Source organism: Pseudomonas sp. Pseusp11 (assembly GCF_047304405.1).
Classification (GTDB): Bacteria; Pseudomonadota; Gammaproteobacteria; order Pseudomonadales; family Pseudomonadaceae; genus Aquipseudomonas.
The window spans coordinates 45,357-63,915 of the sequence record NZ_JBGLZF010000024.1; the positions used below are offsets into that span (position 1 = coordinate 45,357).

Below are 18,559 nucleotides of genomic sequence, written 5' to 3' on the forward strand. Positions count from 1 at the left end.
ATCATGATCACCCCTCGAACGCTTGCCGGTTTGCGCGCACGAAGTCACCCACCGTTTGAGGCGCTTGCCCGGTGATTTCGCTGATAACCCCGTCCTCACCGCTAAAGATCCCATTCTGGTAATCGACCGCGACTGCAAGGAAGTGCTGGATCACAAACTCCGGCAAATCGTAAGTCTCCAGATGCTGGCGATACTCTTCCAGGGTCGAAGGGCTGTAGGTGATGGTGCGGCCTACGATGCCGCTGATTACGTCGGCGATCTCTTGATGGTTCAACTCGACAGGACCGTACAACGGGTAGGTTTTCCCGATATGGCCAGACGGTTGCGTGAGAACGGTGGCGATCAGTCGCGCCTGGTCTTCAGCGGCGATGGGGGCATGTCGGCCGGTGCCGTATGGCAGCGTGATCTTGTTCTCCTTCACGATCTGATCAAGCACCCACGGAAAGATCAGCCACTCGGAAAAGAACGTCGGGCGGATATGGACGGTAGGCACTCCAGACCAGTCGAGTACGCGCTCCGCGATCCAGTGGTCGCGCGCGGCGTGGCTCAATGAATCTTCCCGAGCGGAAATCTGCGACATTTCCACCACGACCTCGACGCCGGCTCGCCGGGCGGCATCGGCAAAATAGGCGGTCGCCTGAATGTAGCCAGGGCGCACGGGATAGCACAGATAGGCGCCTGTGACCCCCTCCATCGCACGAATGATGTCGTCATGTTCAAGGAGGTCGCCAACGAATATTTCGGCGCCCTCGCTCTGGAGCGCTGCGCTGCGTTCGTCCTCCTGATGCACAAAAGCCCGAACTGCATGACCTCCGTTGAGAAGGTGGCGAATGGTGTAGACGCCCGTTTTTCCCGTAGCGCCGGTGACGAGGTATTTACGTTGCTGCATGGTGAATACTCCAAAGTAAAGGAACACACATTGCTCGCGCCGATATCACGTATCAGGCGTTACCCATTCCAGAAGGTTGCGCAGTAGCGCACCGCCGTCAGCTATCGAAAGGAGCGTGATCAATCAGGTCGCACACATTCGGGCAATCGAACCCGTGCACATGACGACGTCCGACGTCAGCGAGCCCAGTGCCAATCGCGGTGTGAGGTTTCTTCCTGGCCACTTCAGCGACCGCTTGGGTAAACGCGGCTTTCATGCCAATGCGGGGGTAGAGGGCCAGCGTATCGTCGACCAGCGACGGAGTGATTTCCTCCAGCCGTAATCCCATCACGTCGACATGGGCGCCCATGTAGATCAAGGCGATCTCTGGCTGTTTGCGGTCGGCGATGCCGGCGCTGGAGTGAAGGGCGATTGCATCCCAAACCAGCTCGGCTTTCGATTCCGGGTAACCGTTTTCCAACAGGAAGCGGCTGGCAGCGTCGGCGCCGTCGACCTCAAAACGTTGGTCGGCCGCAAACTCGTACGTCAGACCCAGGTCGTGCAGCAGGGCGGCGAGATAGACGGCCTCGCGGTCATATTTCAGGCCTCGCTGCTGGCCGAGGAATTCAGCGAACCACCAGGTGCGATGCACATGGTGCAGGAGCACTGTCGAGTGAACGCGCTCGACGAGGAAGGAGGCCTTGCGAGCGAGTTCAGAGTCTGGAGCGCTGAAGCCGCCGATGATGATAGGTGTACCCATGATTGCTCCCGGGGGATTAGGTTGGCTCGCCGTTCATTCTAAATAGTCGCAAATGGCAAAATTGACTATTTTAAGATGATTTGTGCCAATATGCGTTCGAGGTCAAAGCGGGAGATCGCTGTGAGAAAAACGACGAAATCAAACCCTTCCTTTGTTGGCGTGGCGCAAAAGCGAGTGGTGATTCTGGGTTTGCCGCCCGTGGATTCGCTTGATGTGATCGGCCCGGCAGAGGTGTTTGCCTATGCGAACAATCTGCACCGCGGTGACTCTGCTCCCTACACACTCGAACTCGTTTGTGCGGGTGCCAATGAACACCTGGAAAGCAGCACCGGCATCGCACTGATGGCGCACAAGACGCTTGAACAGGAGCGTCTTGATAACAAGCCCATCGACACCTTGATCGTGACGTCGGGCTGGAAAGCCATGGATCATCTGGATCAGACGGCCATCGAGTGGATCCGCACGCGAGCCCGAAATGTCAGGCGTGTGTGTTCGATCTGTGTCGGGGCCTTTGCCCTGGCCGAAACAGGGCTTCTGGATGGCCGAAAGGCAACAACCCACTGGCGGATGGCACGCAGCCTGGCCGATCGCTATCCCACTGTGCAGGTTGACCCCAACCCGATTTGGGTCAAGGACGGCAACGTGTACACCTCGGCAGGCATATCGGCGGGAATCGATCTTGCGCTCGCACTGGTCAGCGAAGACCTGGGTGATGACGTCGCTTTGGAGGTCGCGAAAAATCTGGTTCTGTTTCTGCGACGTCCAGGCGGTCAGGCACAGTTCAGCGTCGCGCTCCAGTCGCAGCATGCGACAGGTTCGAACCTCGATGAGTTATGCGTATGGATCAGTGAGCATCTGCATACGGAGCTGACGGTCGAGATACTTGCAGACAGGCTCGCCACCAGTGTCAGGACCTTGATTCGCATGTTTCAGAGGGAATTCAAGACAATGCCTGCGAAGTACGTCGAGGACGTCCGGGTCGAAGCGGCTTGTCGGCAAATCGAGCTGGGAAGACGCTCGATGGAAGAGGTTGCGCGCCGATGCGGCTACCACAGCGTCGACGTGCTCAGAAAAGCTTTCGTGCGACGCATGGGCGTGAGTCCAAAGGAGTACGCACAACGTTTCGCGCCAGTTAACCAGCCCGCTTAGGTATGCCCATTCGACGAGCATGGCCAAGTAGAATGTGAACGCTGCTCAGCACTAATGTGACTTGTGATGGTCAATACACCCCGCGCGACCGTCAGCGGTCGTACTGCCCGGCGCCGACCGGATCCGCATCGGCAATTTGATCAAGGACAGTGAAAGCATGCTCACCGCAATATAGTCAGCAACCGCCTCCACCTGGTTCCGTGAATCGGGACTCGCCGTACGTTTACCCCTCAATCCAATTCGAAGATTTAAAGCATGCACCTACGCAAAATTGCAGTTGGGCTGTCGGCCCTTGTTTTGCTCTCGACCGGGGCACAAGCCCGCAGTCTGCTGGACCTCCTCAAGCCCCCCAGCCCCCATCAGGAACAGGCGTCCCACTCGGGCTCGATCAGCCAGAACGCGGCCCTGGAACTCTATTCAAACAAACAGAAACAGGCATCGTTTGACGGCTGCGCGGATCTGTTCCCGGCCGCGAAACCGATCAACATGGCCACCGTGCCTGCCACAATGAAACCCTTGGCCCTGTGTTCCGACAACTTCGCGGTGCTGTACTCGCAAACCAGCAAGACGCCGCTGGTAGTGGTCGAACGCCTTAATGCGGCCCAGCTGCAGGATGCCAAAGGGGAGGAGCGCACCAACCAGTTCTATCCGGACCCACGCATTCCCAAGAGTGGGCGGGCAGAGTTGAGCGACTACCGTAGCCAACATCCGGCCGTGGACCGTGGCCATCAATCCCCGGCGGCCGATGCACCGAACCCCAATGCAATGGCCCAATCCTTTGCGCTGTCGAACATGGTGCCGCAAGACCCAACCAACAACCGGAAGATCTGGAGTAAGGTCGAGTCCGATGTCAGAAAGTTTGCCAAACGAGCCGATGGCAATGTCTTTGTCTTTACCGGCCCGCTCTTTGATTCAGGCCACGGCACCGTCGGCGACAACAAGGTCTGGGTGCCGACCCGCCTGTTCAAACTGGTTTACGACGCATCGTCCAAGCGTGCCTGGGCTTACGTACTGCCCAACGCTGAAACTCGCATCGAGAAACCGATGGACTATGACGCTTTCGTGAAGAGTACCGGGCTCAACTTGCTGGGAAATCTACCGGTCACAGGTTCCGTGGGGCGCTCTTGATGGCTTGATTGATTAATCCGTAGCAGCTGTCGAGCCGGGGCGAGGCTGCGTTCGGCTGCGCAGCAGTCGTAAAACCAGAACTTACGGTGCGTCAGGCAGACCGCGTCAGCCGGATTCACGACTGCTTCGCAGCCGAACGCAGCCTCGCAGGCTCGGCAGCTGCTACAGAGAGTGTGTCGCGGCTAACGCGCCGCCCAGGCATTGAAGTGTTCTTCCAACTCCTCGCCGTGGTCCACCCAGAACTCCGCATCTACCGACCGGGCCTTGGCCAGGTTGGCTTCGGCCGTCGGCAATTGCTGGCGTACTGGCTCCGGCAGCAGCGCCAGGGCCTGGCGGTGGACTGGGCCGTAAGGGATGTTTTCCGAGAAAACCTTCTGGGCTTGCGGCTGGCTGGCAAACGCGATGAAACGCTCGGCCAGGGCCTTGTTCGGCGACCCTTTGACCACGGCCCAGTATTCCGGGTCGTACAGGCTCTGGGGCCAGACGATGCTCAGGTTCATACCTTCTTTTTGCGCCGAGGCGATACGACCGTTGTAGGCGGCACTCATCACCACGTCACCGGCGATCAACCACTGCGCCGGTTGGGCTCCAGCCTCCCACCACTGGATGCTTGACTTGATCTTGTCGAGCTTGGCAAAGGCTCGGTTCACGCCCTCGGGGGTGCCCAGCACTTTGTAGAGCTGGTCAGGCTTGACGCCATCGGCCAGCAGAGCGATTTCCAGGGTGTACTTGGCGCCTTTGCGCAGGCCGCGCTTGCCCGGAAAGTCGGTGACGTTCCAGAAGTCCGCCCAGGAAGTCGGGGTCTTGGCCAGCTTGTCCTTGTTGAAGGCCATGACCATCGACCAGACGTAGGTGGCCACACCACACTCGGTCAAGGTCCCCGGTACGAACTGGGCCTGGTCGCCAAAACTGGCCTTGTCCAGCCGCTCGAACAAGCCGGCATCACAGCCACGCAACAGTTCCGGACTCTCCACCTCGACCACATCCCAGGTGGCATGGCCCACATCGACCATGGCCTTGATCTTCGACAGTTCGCCATTGTATTCGCCGGCGACGATGCGTCCTGCACCGCTTGCATTGAAGGGTTGGAAATAGGCCTTGTCCTGGGCCTGCTTGGTGGCGCCGCCGAACGAAATGACGGTCAGGGCCTGGGGCTCGGCGAGCACGCCGGTGCACAACAGGGCCAGGGAAATAGGAACACAGGTACGTAAGGATAAAGACATGGAACGCTCCCACAGCTGGTTTTTAGAATGGTGTAAAGCCGGGCAGTGCTGGCCAGAGGCCGATAAGGTTCCACCGTGCCGGGCTCTTGGGGCCGGCATCGTTATGAAAAAAGCTTTCATCCGGGAAAGCCGGACCAGAGGTGCTCAGTGCGGTTTGATAGTGCGGCATCAATCGGAAGAGGAAAATTATTAAAAATATGCTTGGGAGCTATAAAAAAGCTCTTTAGCGGTGCAATGCATATTCACTTATGCCGTAAGGCGATCTGTAGCAGCTGTCGAGCTTGCGAGGCTGCGTTCGGCTGCGCAGCAGTCGTCAAACAAGACAATGCGGTGCGTCAGATACACCACGGTAGCCGGACTCACGACTGCTGCGCAGCCGAACGCAGCCTCGCGAGCTCGGCAGCTGCTACAAGGAATGCGTCGCGGCTGAAATGGCTTAAGTGAACAACATTGCTTCAGCAGTGGGCGCGGCAGGCGATCATGCGGACGTTTGCTCAGCCACCAACAACAACGACTGCGGCACCGGACTTTGCGGGTGCTGCGGCTCCTGCAGGGCGGCCAGCCGAAAACCGGCCATGTCCAGGGCGTTGAGCCAACTGGACATGGTGCGCGAGTACCACGGCATGGGTTGCCACTGCCCCTTGAACCCGGCGAAGGTTTCTTCCCGCCAACCGTCCTGATAGTCGCCCGCCGCCGCGGTCCACGGATGCAGCGTCTGGATCACCAGCGCGCCACCGGGGGTGAGCAGGGCGTTCATGGCGGCGAGCAGGGGGATGATGTCCTGGTGCAACAGGGCGAAGTTGGCGCAGATCAGGTCGTAGTCGCTGCCGATGTCCACCTTCGCCTCTACCAGCTCTTCATAGCTCGCCAAATGCACCCGCGAAGAGCCCGCCGCCCGCGCTGCCTCGACCAGTGTCGCATCGCCATCCACACCGACCGCCTCGATGGCCCGTTCAGCCAGAGCACGCAACAGCCAGCCCTCGCCGCAGCCGAGGTCGAGCACGCGCTCGGGTTGGCGGCCCAGTATCGCCAGCAGGATTGCCTGGTCGGTGACCTTGAGGCGGCTTTCGATGGTGCCGGTGCGGATAGCCTCGATCCAGGGCTTGGCGTTGTGGTGCCAGCTCTGGAGGAGGGTGGATTCGGGGCTGGGCATTTTGATGTCCGCAGTGATGGGTTGGAGGGAAGGATAGGACAAGTACTGGCGGAACGGATCTTGTCGGTGACGCTTTACTTGCATCCAGTCGAAAAGACCGCCAGCCCGGGGGTGAAACCCGTTGTCCGGGGCGATCTGGCCAACGGCTGCGCACAGTCGTTCGGCATGATCTAAGCTCCTCAAGGTATGGCTTTTCGAGCAGGGGTTTCCATGCGAAACACACCTGAAAACAGTCTGAAAATAGCGTTGAAAGCCTGTAGAGACAGCTTTGTTTCTGTTGGTTTTTTCAGCTTTTTCATCAACGCGCTGATGCTCGTTCCTACCTTCTATATGCTTCAGGTGTATGGACGAGTGGTCACCAGCGGAAGTCTGACGACCCTGGCGATGCTGACGCTGATCATGACCGGGTTGGTGGTAACACTCGGTTCTCTGGAATGGGTGCGTTCACGCATCATGGTTCGGGTCAGTACCCGGCTGGATGTGTTGCTGGGTCGCCAGGTCTATAAGGCCAGTTTCAAACGGGCGCTGGAAAGTGGCGGCATGGATGCCTCGGCCCAGTCGCTCAACGACTTGACGGGCTTGAGACAGTTTCTCTCCGGCAATGGATTGTTCGCCTTTTTCGATGCGCCCTGGTTGCCTATCTATGTCGCTGTGATGTTCATGTTCCATCCCTGGTATGGCTGGGTAGCGGTGGGCAGTGCGTTGTTGTTGTTATTGCTCGCGTTTCTCAACGAGAGGTTGACGGGGCCGGCACTTGCCCAGGCTAACAAGGAACATATCAGCGCGACGCTCCACACCACGAAAAATCTGCGCAACGCTGAAGTCATCGAGTCCATGGGCATGCTTGAAACCCTGATGGACCGTTGGGGGCGTCGCCAGAGAAATGTCCTGTTGCTGCAGTCCGGGGCGAGCGACAGAGGTGGCATCATCAGCACGCTTTCCAGGTCCTTCCGGATCCTGGTGCAATCACTGATCCTTGGTCTGGGGGCGTACCTGACCGTGGATCACCAGGTGGGGCCAGGCATGGTGTTTGCCGGGTCCGTGCTGCTAGGGCGCGCCTTGGCCCCCATCGATCTGATTATCGGCAGCTGGAAGGGCTTTATTGCGGCCCGTTCGCAGTACCGCCGTCTCAACGACATCCTCGACAAACAACAGGCTCAGCCCGAGCGTATGACACTGCCTGCACCTCAGGGGCATGTGCAGGTGGAGAATCTGATCGTCGCGGCACCTGGCTCGAAAATCCCGATCATCAAAAACATGAGTTTCAGCGTACCTGCCGGCTGCATTGTCGGAATCATCGGTCCAAGTGCCGCGGGCAAGTCCACCCTGGCCAGGGCACTGATGGGGGTATGGGCGGCGCAGCATGGGGTGGTCCGGCTCGATGGCGCGGACATCAGCGCGTGGGACAAGCATGAACTCGGGCCGTACATAGGTTACTTGCCCCAGGACATTGAATTATTCGAAGGCAGCGTCAGCGAGAACATTGCCCGCTTCGCCGAGGTCGACTCCGAGAAAGTCGTTCTGGCGGCCAAGTCTGCCGGCGTTCACGAAATGATTCTGCTGTTGCCCGATGGCTATGACACCGTCATTGGCAGCGATGGCGTCATGCTGTCGGGAGGGCAGCGCCAACGCATCGGCCTGGCCCGTGCCCTGTATGGCAACCCGCGGCTGATTATCCTCGACGAGCCCAATTCCAATCTCGACGAAGTTGGTGATCGTGCCCTGGCGGTGGCCATCCAGCAGCTCAAGCTGACAGGTGCAACCGTTTTTGTGATTACCCACCGAACCAACATTGTGTCCCAACTTGACCGGCTGATGGTGATGAGTGATGGCGCCATCAGTCTCTATGGACCACGCGAACAAGTGCTGGCCGAACTCGCGCAGCGGGCACAAAAGCACGCCACGCAAGCAGGCGCAAGCGTGGCTTCGGTGGCTACTCGCAAGGGTGATGCCGATGAACAGTACGATGCTCAGTCGTCAAACAGATAACTTCGCCGACCTGGCGGTATCTGATCGAAAGATCCGTCGCCTGGGTTTTGGCATTTTATTGATGACCTTCGGGGTGTTCGGCACCTGGGCGGCGGTCGCACCGATCGATGGCGCGGCTTACGCGCCTGGTGTGGTTACCGTGCAGGCTTACCGGAAAACGGTACAACACCTCGAAGGTGGCATCGTCAAAGAGGTGTTGGCCCATGACGGTGACATCGTCAAGCAGGATGACCCGCTGATTATTCTCGATGATGCCCAGCTGCGATCCGAATACGAGATGACCCGAAGCCAGCTCATTGCCGCCAGAGCCATGGAGGCAAGACTCAAGGCTGAGCGGGACAATCTGTCGGTGATTGGCTTTGACGTCATGACCGATGCCGACAGCCTGCGAGGTGCCGAGGCGCGCCAGGGCGAGACCCAGGTATTCAACGCACGACGGGGCTCACGGTTGGGCCAGATATCGGTGCTGCAAGAGCGTATTGGTCAGTTGAATCAACAGATCAAGGGGCTGGAGGCGATGATCGGGGTCAAGAGCCAACTGAATAAATCCTACAGCGGTGAAATCGTTGAATTGACAGACATGTTGTCACAAGGGTTCGTCGACAAACAACGCCTGCTTGAGCAGCAGCGCAAGCTGGAAATGGTCAAGTCCGAATTGGCCGACCATCGTTCGACCATCACCAGGACGCGCCTGCAGATCAACGAAACACAGCTGCAGATTCTACAAGTCGATAAAGACTTCAATGCCGATGTCGCCAAACAATTGGCCGATGTCCAGACCAAAATCTACGACCTGCAAGAGAAGGCTTCCGCCCTGGAAGACCGGCTCAGCCATATCATCATCCGCGCACCCGAATCGGGCATGGTGATAGGCATGACGGTGCATACGATTGGCGGCGTCGTGCGCTCGGCGACGCCTTTGCTGGACATCGTTCCCTCGGTTTCTGAACTGGTCATAGAGGCCCAGGTGGCGCCGGTCGATATCGATCGCATCGCCATCGGCAAGCGTGCCGATATCCGTTTCGGCGCGTTCAACAGTGCGACCACGCCAGTGATCCAGGGCGAGGTCATCAATGTCTCGGCGGACCGGCTGGTCAACGAAAAGAGCGGGACTCCCTATTACCTGGCCCGGGTCCGGGTCACCGAAGCCGGTGTGCGCGCCTTGGGTGATCGCAAATTACTGCCGGGGATGCCTGCGGACGTGTTGATCATCACGGGGCAACGCACGCTGTTGCAGTACCTTCTGCAGCCGGCCCGCAATGTCATCTCTCAAGCGTTGATCGAGGAGTGATCATGCGAGCGTCGACAGTTCTGCTGGGCGGGGCGTTCATGTTTGCCGCGGGTGCCGTTCTGGCGCAAACCACTGAAGCAAAGCCGACCGGGGTCAATGCCTCGACGTATTCCACTGACCTCATGCAGTTGTATCGCGAAGCCCGGCTGGAAGATCCGCGAGTATTGGCCTCGTATGCGCGAGCGAAGGCGGGCGAGGAACATCAGCGCGAGGCCCTGGGCTCGCTGTTACCACAGATATCGCTCAACGCCGGGCAGAACCGGATTCATCAGGAGAGCGACCTGGTGCAGCGCAGTTACGATAGCGAAATCTACAGCCTGGTGCTGCGTCAGTACCTCTACAACAAGGCCGCGTGGGAGAACTACCAAAGATTCAAAAGCCTGGCCAAGCAAACCGAATCAGAAGCGCAGGAGGCCCAAGCCGAGGCCACAGTGGATTTGGCCCAGCGTTACTTCGCCGCGTTGGCGGCCGAGGATGAACTGGAGTTGGTAAAGGCGGAGCGTCAAACCACGCAAAAGAGCCTGGACAGGGTCAATGCGTTGTACGAAAAGCAGCTGGCATTGATTACCGATCAGCTCGACCTCAAGGCCCGGGTCGATTTGCTGGTGGCGCAGGAACTGGATGCCCAGAACCAGGCCAGTATCACCCGCGAGGCACTGGCGGAAATCGTCGGCCGGCCGGTCAAGGAGAAGCTCAACCGGATTCGCGATGACGTGCAACTACAGGTGTCGACGCAGAGTCTTGAAACCTGGGTCCGCGAGGGTATAGCGCAAAACCCGGCGCTCAAGGCCAACGAAAGTGGTGTCGAGGCCGCAGGCGCTGCGTTGCGCGGCGGCAAGGGCGGGCACTATCCGACCGTGAGCCTGTCTCTGAGCGCGCAACAGACCAACGAGGGCTACAACAACTCCCTGGCGCCGCGTACCGACAGCTATGTCGCCGGTATTGGCGTGCAAGTGCCGATATACAGCGGTGGTTCAACCTCGGCGCGGGTGCGGGGGCTCTACCAGGATCAGATTGTGGCGGAGCAGCAACTGGAAGCAGTCCAGCGCCAGGTGGTCAAGGAGATCACCACTGCTTACCTGACCGCCAACTCGAGCGCAGAGAAGATCAGTGCGAGCCGGCATGCTTTGGCCTCGGCACAGCTGTCCAGAGTGGCGGCAGAAAAAGGACTCAGTTACGGAATGGTCAATGCCGTCGATGTACTGACCAGCGTACGCAACGAATTCCGGGCTCGTCGTGATCTGCTCAAGACGCAATACGACTTCGTCACCAATGTCTTCACGCTCAATCGCTGGGCGGGCAAGCCTCCTGTCGAGAGTGTCGAAAACGTCAATGCCTGGTTGAGCCCCGGCAGCTCCAGCAAAAAACTCACATCCCCCTGATCCTGCCTGCAATACCGACGTTGTATACCCTCCCCAGACTGGTTTTTCAGTGCCTGCCCCACGGGCCTGAGGCCGGCTTGCGGGTGGTTCGGCGAGGTAGATTTCGCCGATAAATTGACGGTTGTTTTATTGTCATACTTTGCTGCGCGCCATTCGTCGGTTAATTGACGATTTTGATCGGATCAGGCTGTGACCGCAGGTCGTCGGCGGCGAGCCTAAGACCTTGATTTTCTAGGGGTGAGGGCGCCCTTGGGTACGTCGACCGGGCTACCTGTATGAGGCTAAGTCGACGACTGGCAAATGGCTAGGCTGGCAGTGCGCCGGGCTGGCCTAGACTCAGTTGAGCGGTTCGAAGGAGCACATCATCAAACGCAAACTATTGATGATTATTCCTATTTCTGTTGTTTCGATGGCTTTTGCCCGGCTTCTGGGAACGTCCGCAATCCCTGCCGGTGCAACGGGTGGAAGTGTCCCAAAGGCTAATACCGGGCGGGCACTGTCAAGGCCTGTCGGCGCTCGCATCTGTCCTTCAATCGTGGTGGCCAGGTGATTGAGTTGCTGATCCAGGAAGGCCAACGGGTGGAGGCCATCGTGCATTTTTCAAGGGAGTCAGGACGGTAATGACGACCCAAATAAAACCAATAAGCGTGATGCTGATCGACTGTCGTCCCCTTGTTCTTATGGGCCTTCAAGACTTAATCAATGCCCGCAAGCCTCAGATGGAAGTGAGCGGGCAGGCCACCACCTATACCAAAGCGCTGGATCTTGCCGATCAGTTGCGTCCCGATGTCATTTTTTTCAGTTTTTTTCCGGATGCGCTGAATCCATTGGCGGTCGTCGCGGGGCTCGCCCATAGCGCCGAAATGAAAGTCCTGGTGCTCAAGAGCCTGTACGAAACCGTCCCTGTTGCCCAGGCAATAGAGGCGGGCGCACGCGGCGTCGTGCTGGCGGAAGACCCGACAGAATCGATCATCCGAGCCATCATCCAGGTCCACCATCGCGACATCGGGCTGGATAGAGCCTGGGTCGGTGGGCTTTCTGACTATGCCGCGACCGGGCATATACCTTTGAAATGCAATTCGGAGCAGGCGAAACAGGCGCGGTTGACGCTGCGTGAAAGGGAACTGATTCGCGCCATCGTGGGGGATCCGTCTGCCAAATACATGTGCATCGCCGGGCGCCTGGGTATCAGCGAGCACACCGTGCACAACCACCTCAGTAACATTTATCAAAAGCTTAATCTCGTTAACCGTATCGACTTGCTGATATATGCACAGAAGCACGGGCTCACCAACAACGAAGAACCGCCCGAGTCCACTTGGGTGGAACTGCGCTGAATTTCTTTGGGGCGCCCAGGCCGTCACTGTGTCGCCGTCCGTGAATCCCATATCAGACCTGTAAGACATGCGAGGGTGGTTTCCACCACCCTCGCATTCTTTTACGCGCACGCCGCCTCAGGCGCTGCCATGGACAATGTCAGTACTCAGCAGATCGACCCCGACCAGGGTGATGGTGGTTATTTGTCCGCCCGTTTCGGTAACCGTCACGATGCTGTTTGCGCCGCTGTTGTCGATCTGGGCAACGGCGCCCTGGTCGCCGTTGAGCACCAGCGTGTCGCGCAGCCCTGCGCTCGCATCGAAGCCGGTGACCTGGTACTTGTTCTGGGTGAATGACAGGTCGACGTTGAAGGCATCCCGCTCACCGGCCGTGCCAGCCAGCGTGAAGTCGAAGGTGGTGCCCAAGTCGTTGGCGAACAGGTTGGCGTCGAAACCACTCGTCGCCGAGTCCCCATCCTTGTCCGTCAGCGTCGCGTTGAACGCCAGCTTGATATCGCTGGCCATGTTCTCGGTCTGCTGAATGAATTGGATCACCGGGATCTTGATCTCGCCTCGGCCCATCGTGAGCTGAACCGCGTCGATCAGCAACGCGCCTTGCTTCTGAATGAGGAAGGACACCTGTCCGCCGGCCTCCGGTGTCAGGGTGTTCACCTCGGTGAGGTTCGAAAACGAGCCATCCTCGTAGTAGATCCTGTAGTACAGGTCCTCGGTCGCCGTGTTGTACCCCGCCACGGAGTTGTCGATGAAGATCTTCATCCCCGTCAGCAGACTCTCCGGATTGATCACGAAACTTTCATCGGCAGCGCTGATGGCCACCAGGTTGTCTCCCTGAAGAAGGTTATTGCCGACGCCGATGCCGGATGTGCTGACGTTCATGGCCGCCGAGTCGATGTACGAGGGCAGGGGGGTGGTCTGTAGCTGGGCTTCGGTGGGGTCGGGTTTCCCAACCCCGATGCCGGTCAGGATGTCTCCGGTCGTCGCCGTCGCTTTCGCGGAAAAGAACACAATCTCCTCGGAGGGCGAAGGAATCGTCGGCGGATTCTGCGCCGGGATCAGCAAGGTGCGCACCGGGTCCGGGCCGCCAGCACTGAGCGAGCCATCGGCACTGCTGAGCACGATCGTCGAACTGAAGCCTTGCACCAGGTCCAGTGTATAGGTGCCATTGCTATAGGCGGTCAGCGTGTAGTCGACGCTGGTATTCGCGGTGGCGGCGTTGTTGTCGAAATCGCCGGTCAACGTCCCTGCGAAGTGGAACGCGCCGTTGGCGTCCGGTGAGGGCGACTGCTCGGTGAGCGTGCCGGTTCCGGTGGTGGTCGTGTTGTCTGGCCGGACGAGGGTGAACTGGTTGTTCACCAACGAAATATCCAGCCCGGTTGCCCCCAGCCCGTCGGCTCCGTTCGAATGATCCCAGTACCCTTGTTGTGGAAGGATGCTACCGGTCCCGATCAGGTTGCCGAAGGCGAGTGACGGGCCGTCGTCCTTGAACACCAGGTTCTGCCCGATGTTGAGGGTCGCCTGGGCGCTGTCGCCGTCCCCATCGGTCTTGGTCGCTATCAGGGTCACCAGGTTGTCCGCCGACAGCGTCGTTGAATCATCGGGATTGCTGGCGTTGGGATGCACCACCGCGCGGAGTTGGTCGAGGGTGACGTCACCGTTGGCGGCGACGCTGGCCGTGAACACCAGCAAGTTGCTGGTGGCCGTGCGGCCTTCGACCACGCCGCCGTTGAGCGACAGGTTTACCGCCTGGCCGCTGGCCGTGTCGGTCAGCCCGGAGGCCCCCACCACCACGCCCAGTGCATAGGTCAGCGTACCCGCACCGTCGGCGCCATACGCCGAACTGAAGTTAGACGCAAAGCTCTTGGTATCGTTGGTCGCCAGCACCGTCTCGTCGACCGTCAGTGTCGGCTCCGTGCCGGTGGTGCTGATGCTCGGTCCGTCGTCCTTGAACACCAGGTTCTGCCCGATGTTGAGGGTCGCCTGGGCGCTGTCGCCGTCCTTGTCGGTCTTGGTCGCCGTCAGGGTTACCAGGTTGTCCGCGGTCAGGGTCTTCGAATCATCGGGATTGGTCGTGACGGGATGCACCACGGCGCGGAGTTGGTCGAGGGTGATGTCGCCATTGGCGGCCACACTGACCGTGAACACCAGATCGTTGCTAAGGGCCGTGTGGCCTTCTACCACGCCGCCGTTGAGCGACAGGTTGACCGCCTGGCCCGTGGCTGTGTCCACCAGCCCGGAGCCGCCCGCGACCACGCCCAGCGCATAGGTCAGCGTGCCGGCACCGTCAGCGCCAAACGCCGAGGTGAAGTTAGCCGCGAAGCTCTTGGTATCGTTGGTCGCCAGCACCGTTTCGTCCACCGTCAGCGTTGGCTCGGTGCCGGTGGTGCTGATGCTTGGCCCGTCATCCTTGAACACCAGGTTCTGTCCGATGTTGAGCGTGGCCTGGGCGCTGTCGCCATCACCATCGGTCTTGGTTGCTGTCAGCGTGACCAAAGTGTCCGCAGTCAGGGTCTTCGAATCATCCGGATTGGTCGCATCGGGATGCACCACGGCGCGGATCTGGTCGAGGGTAACCTCACCATTGGCGGCGACGCTGACCGTGAACACCAACTGGCTGGTGGTGGCCGTGCGGCCTTCCACCACGCCGCCGTTGAGCGACAGGTTGACTGCCTCACCGGTGGCCGTATCGGTCAGCCCGGAGCCACCGGCGACCACGCCCAGTGCATAGGTCAGGGTGCCGGCGCCATCAGCGCCAAACGCCGAGCTGAAGTTGGCGGCAAAGCTCTTGGTATCATTGGTCGCCAGCACCGTTTCGTCCACCGTCAACGTAGGTTCCGTGCCGGTGGTGCTGATGCTTGGCCCGTCATCCTTGAACACCAGGTTCTGCCCGATGTTGAGGGTGGCCTGGGCGCTGTCGCCGTCCTTGTCGGTTTTGGTTGCCGTCAGGGTCACCAGATCGTCCGAGGTCAGACCCGTCGAGTCATCGGGGTTAGTCGTGACGGAATGCACCACAGCGCGGATCTGGTCGAGGGTGACGTCGCCATTGGCGGCGACGCTGACCGTGAACACCAGGTCGTTGCTAATCGCCGTATGGCCTTCCACCACGCCGCCGTTGAGCGACAGGTTGACTGCCTGGCCCGTGGCCGTATCCGTCAGCCCGGAGCCTCCCGCGACCACGCCCAGCGCATAGGTCAGGGTGCCCGCACCGTCGGCGCCAAACGCCGAGGTGAAGTTGGCGGCAAAGCTCTTGGTGTCGTTGGTCGCCAACACCGTTTCGTCGACCGTCAGCGTCGGTTCCGTACCGGTGGTGCTGATACTTGGCCCGTCGTCCTTGAACACCAGGTTCTGCCCGATGTTCAGGGTAGCCTGGGCGCTGTCGCCGTCCTTGTCGGTTTTGGTCGCCGTCAGGGTTACCAGGCTGTCCGACGTCAGCGTTTTCGAATCATCGGGATTGGTCGTGTTGGGATGCACCACGGCGCGGAGTTGGTCGAGGGTGACGTCACCATTGGCGGCGACGCTGACCGTGAACACCAGGTCGTTGCTCGTGGCCGTACGGCCTTCCACCACGCCGCCGTTAACCGACAAATTCACCACTTGGCCGGTGGCGGTGTCGGTCAGCCCGGAGCCTCCCGCCACCACGCCCAGCGCATAGGTCAGCGTACCCGCACCATCAGCGCCAAACGCCGAGGTGAAGTTGGCGGCAAAGCTCTTGGTATCGTTGGTCGCCAGCACCGATTCGTCCACCGTCAACGTAGGTTCCGTGCCGGTGGTGCTGATGCTCGGACCGTCGTCCTTGAATACCAGGTTCTGCCCAATGTTCAGGGTTGCCTGGGCGCTGTCGCCGTCCTTGTCGGTTTTGGTCGCCGTCAGCGTCACCAGATTGTCCGCGGTCAGGGTCTTCGAGTCATCGGGATTGGTCGTGTCGGGATGCACCACGGCCCGGAGTTGGTCGAGGGTGACGTCGCCGTTGGCGGCGACGCTGACGGTGAACACCAGCAGGTTGGTGGTGGCCGTGTGGCCTTCCACCACGCCGCCATTGAGCGACAGGTTCACCGCCTCGCCCGTGGCTGTGTCCACCAGCCCTGAGGCTCCCACCACCACGCCCAGCGCATAGGTCAGCGTGCCGGCTCCGTCAGCGCCATACGCCGAGGTGAAGTTCGCGGCAAAGTTCTGGGTATCGTTGGTCGCCAGCACCGTCTCGTCGACCGTCAGGGTCGGTTCCGTGCCGGTGGTGCTGATGCTCGGTCCGTCGTCCTTGAACACAAGGTTCTGGCCGATGTTGAGGGTGGCATGGACACTGTCGCCGTCCCCATCGGTCTTGGTTGCCGTCAGCGTCACCAAGGTGTCCGAAGTCAGCGTCTTCGAATCATCCGGATTGGTCGCATCGGGATGCACCACGGCGCGGAGTTGGTCGAGGGTGACGTCGCCGTTGGCGGCGACGCTGACCGTGAATACCAGTTGGTTGGTGGTGGCCGTACGGCCTTCCACTACCGTGCCATTGAGCGACAGGTTGACTGCTTCACCGGTGGCCGTATCGGTCAGCCCGGAGCCACCGGCGACCACGCCCAGCGCATAGGTCAGCGTACCGGCACCATCAGCGCCAAACGCCGAGGTGAAGTTAGGCGCAAAGCTCTTGGTATCGTTGGTCGCCAGTACCGTTTCATCCACCGTCAGCGTCGGTTCGGTGCCCGTGGTGCTGATGCTCGGCCCGTCGTCCTCGAAAATCATCTTGGAGCCGATTTCGGCGGTTGACGTGCTGGACTGCAGCACCTTGAAGCCGCCAATGTCGAAGTCAGCGTGCGTCTTGTCGCCGTTCTTGTCGGTCAGCAACCCGGCGTTCTCGATCATCACGCGGTTGTGGTCGGTTGCCGTGCTGTAGGTGATCTGCGAGTCGGTCGGAACGCCGGTGATCAACACCGTGCCGTCGGCGTTGTAGGTGATGACAACGCCGCTGACGGTGGCGCCCGCGAACGTCTTGACGGTGACGCTGCCGTTGGTGATCGCGACCTTTTCGGTGCTGTCGTTGGCGTAGCTGTTGACGAAGTTGACACCGCTCTGCGACCCGCTGACGTTGTCGGCGTTCTTGACGGCGGTGAGCAAGAGCTTCGCAGTCGTGCCGCCCGTCTCCTGCACGACCTTGAAGGTCGCGGAGCGGGCGCCGAAGTACTGGGTGAAGTCGATGTTCTGTTCGACACCCGCTTCGCCCGGGGTCAGGTTGGGGATTGTGAAGTCCGCCTTGGCACCGCTGACAAAGCTGAAGCGCAGGCCTTCCTGTTCGGTGATCGCCTGGTTGTTGGTGCCCAGGGTTGTGCTGCCGCCGCCCTGGCTGCTGTTGACCGTGTCGGCGCTGGTGATGGCAGCACTGCTTGCCGACTGATCCAGCGGATCCCTGCCGGTGACGATGATCGAGACACCGGGAATCCGGCCGTTCGCATCGGCCGTCGCGCCCATGGTCGTGAACATCAGGAACAACTGCTGGCCCGACGGCGCATTGGCCAGACTGAACTCCGCGTCTTGACCGGCTCCGATGAACACCTTATTCAGCAGATTGACTGCATCGTCGGGGTTCGTCGCATCGGGATGCTTGAGCGGTTGGTACTCCACGGTCCAGATCTTGCCGCCCGAGACCGGCGATCCGGTTTCTTCGATGTAGGCTGCGAACACGATCGCGCCGGTTGCGCTTCCGGCTCGGCCCAGAAGGATGTTGTTGTTCGTATCGGTATAGAGAAGGATGTTGGTGCCATTGAGGGTATCGAGTCCGCTATCCAGGCCATTGAGCGGTACGCCGGCGCTGTCGACGAAACTGATATCGGTAATATTTGCTCCGGGGTCAGCGGTGACGCTGAACGCATTGCTGCCGGTGTTGCCTGCGGCACCGGTGTAGCCGCTCAAGGCCGCACCCGTTGCGGTACCTGCTGCCAGTGCGGTCAAACGGGTAGAGAAAGTCGAGGGCAGGGACGCCAACGGAATGTCGTTGTCATCCGCGTCTCCCAAAGGGCTTGGCGTGGCAGTGCCGTTCTGCAACCCGGCCGTTTCGTCCAGCGTGACGCTCGCGCCGCTGGCCACGACGCTCATGGCATTGGTGGTAACCGATGTTGTCACCACTGAGTCGAGGGTCGGAATGTACAGGAGGGCAGGATCGCTTGTTAGCGATGAATTTTGCTCGCCAATAGCAGCCATGATTTTCTCCAAAGCAAGTGCGGTCATCGAGGCCTGACCGTTGACCTTTGGTCGACTATGGAGAAGCACCGGGGATTACGCATCAGCCGAAACTCCCACGCG

The 18,559-nt window shown here is 59.9% G+C and carries 11 protein-coding genes; 6 read left to right on the forward strand and 5 right to left on the reverse strand.

The features are described from left to right. Positions 1-7: 7 nt before the first annotated feature. Both ACCC96_RS19790 and ACCC96_RS19795 read right to left on the reverse strand, forming a co-directional pair. Entirely contained in the window at positions 8-889 is an 882-nt protein-coding gene (locus ACCC96_RS19790; protein ID WP_230139022.1) for an NmrA family NAD(P)-binding protein, read from the reverse strand. 97 nt (positions 890-986) lie between these two features. Continuing rightward, positions 987-1,628 carry an HD domain-containing protein gene (locus ACCC96_RS19795; protein ID WP_230139023.1) on the reverse strand — a complete coding sequence of 214 codons (642 nt, stop codon included), beginning with the start codon at positions 1,626-1,628 and terminating at the stop codon, positions 987-989. Positions 1,629-1,703: 75 nt separating this feature from the next. On the opposite strand from ACCC96_RS19795, the gene ACCC96_RS19800 reads away from it, so the two are divergent. Both ACCC96_RS19800 and ACCC96_RS19805 read left to right on the forward strand, forming a co-directional pair. Further along, on the forward strand, positions 1,704-2,777 hold the full coding sequence (locus tag ACCC96_RS19800; protein WP_413696689.1) for a GlxA family transcriptional regulator: 1,074 nt from the start codon (positions 1,704-1,706) through the stop codon (positions 2,775-2,777). A 255-nt stretch (positions 2,778-3,032) separates the two neighbouring features. Next, complete coding sequence (locus ACCC96_RS19805; protein WP_413696690.1) at positions 3,033-3,905, forward strand: DNA/RNA non-specific endonuclease; 873 nt, start codon at positions 3,033-3,035, stop codon at positions 3,903-3,905. A 182-nt stretch (positions 3,906-4,087) separates the two neighbouring features. Here ACCC96_RS19805 and ACCC96_RS19810 read toward each other — a convergent pair whose 3' ends face one another. Continuing rightward, on the reverse strand, positions 4,088-5,128 hold the full coding sequence (locus ACCC96_RS19810; RefSeq protein ID WP_258673850.1) for an ABC transporter substrate-binding protein: 1,041 nt from the start codon (positions 5,126-5,128) through the stop codon (positions 4,088-4,090). A gap of 478 nt (positions 5,129-5,606) precedes the next feature. Further along, positions 5,607-6,281 (reverse strand): class I SAM-dependent methyltransferase, encoded by a 675-nt coding sequence (locus tag ACCC96_RS19815; RefSeq protein ID WP_413696691.1) that lies wholly within the window; start codon positions 6,279-6,281, stop codon positions 5,607-5,609. 210 nt (positions 6,282-6,491) lie between these two features. Here ACCC96_RS19815 and ACCC96_RS19820 point away from each other — a divergent pair, with 210 nt between their 5' ends. The 4 genes from ACCC96_RS19820 to ACCC96_RS19835 all read left to right on the forward strand — a co-directional run bounded on the left by ACCC96_RS19820 (position 6,492) and on the right by ACCC96_RS19835 (position 12,280). Beyond that, the gene (locus ACCC96_RS19820; protein WP_413696692.1) at positions 6,492-8,270 is read left to right on the forward strand and encodes a type I secretion system permease/ATPase; all 1,779 of its coding nucleotides are present in this window, start codon (positions 6,492-6,494) and stop codon (positions 8,268-8,270) included. Further along, entirely contained in the window at positions 8,248-9,561 is a 1,314-nt protein-coding gene (locus ACCC96_RS19825; protein WP_413696709.1) for an HlyD family type I secretion periplasmic adaptor subunit, read from the forward strand. Before ACCC96_RS19820 ends, ACCC96_RS19825 begins: the two co-directional genes overlap by 23 nt. 2 nt (positions 9,562-9,563) lie before the next feature. After that, positions 9,564-10,943: a TolC family outer membrane protein gene (locus ACCC96_RS19830; RefSeq protein ID WP_413696693.1), complete on the forward strand. Its 1,380-nt coding sequence runs from the start codon at positions 9,564-9,566 to the stop codon at positions 10,941-10,943. 620 nt (positions 10,944-11,563) lie between these two features. Further along, positions 11,564-12,280 carry a LuxR C-terminal-related transcriptional regulator gene (locus tag ACCC96_RS19835; RefSeq protein WP_413696694.1) on the forward strand — a complete coding sequence of 239 codons (717 nt, stop codon included), beginning with the start codon at positions 11,564-11,566 and terminating at the stop codon, positions 12,278-12,280. Between the two features lie 117 nt (positions 12,281-12,397). Here the strand turns inward: ACCC96_RS19835 and ACCC96_RS19840 are convergent, their stop codons facing one another. After that, positions 12,398-18,457 (reverse strand): DUF5801 repeats-in-toxin domain-containing protein, encoded by a 6,060-nt coding sequence (locus ACCC96_RS19840; RefSeq protein WP_413696695.1) that lies wholly within the window; start codon positions 18,455-18,457, stop codon positions 12,398-12,400. Positions 18,458-18,559 lie beyond the last annotated feature (102 nt).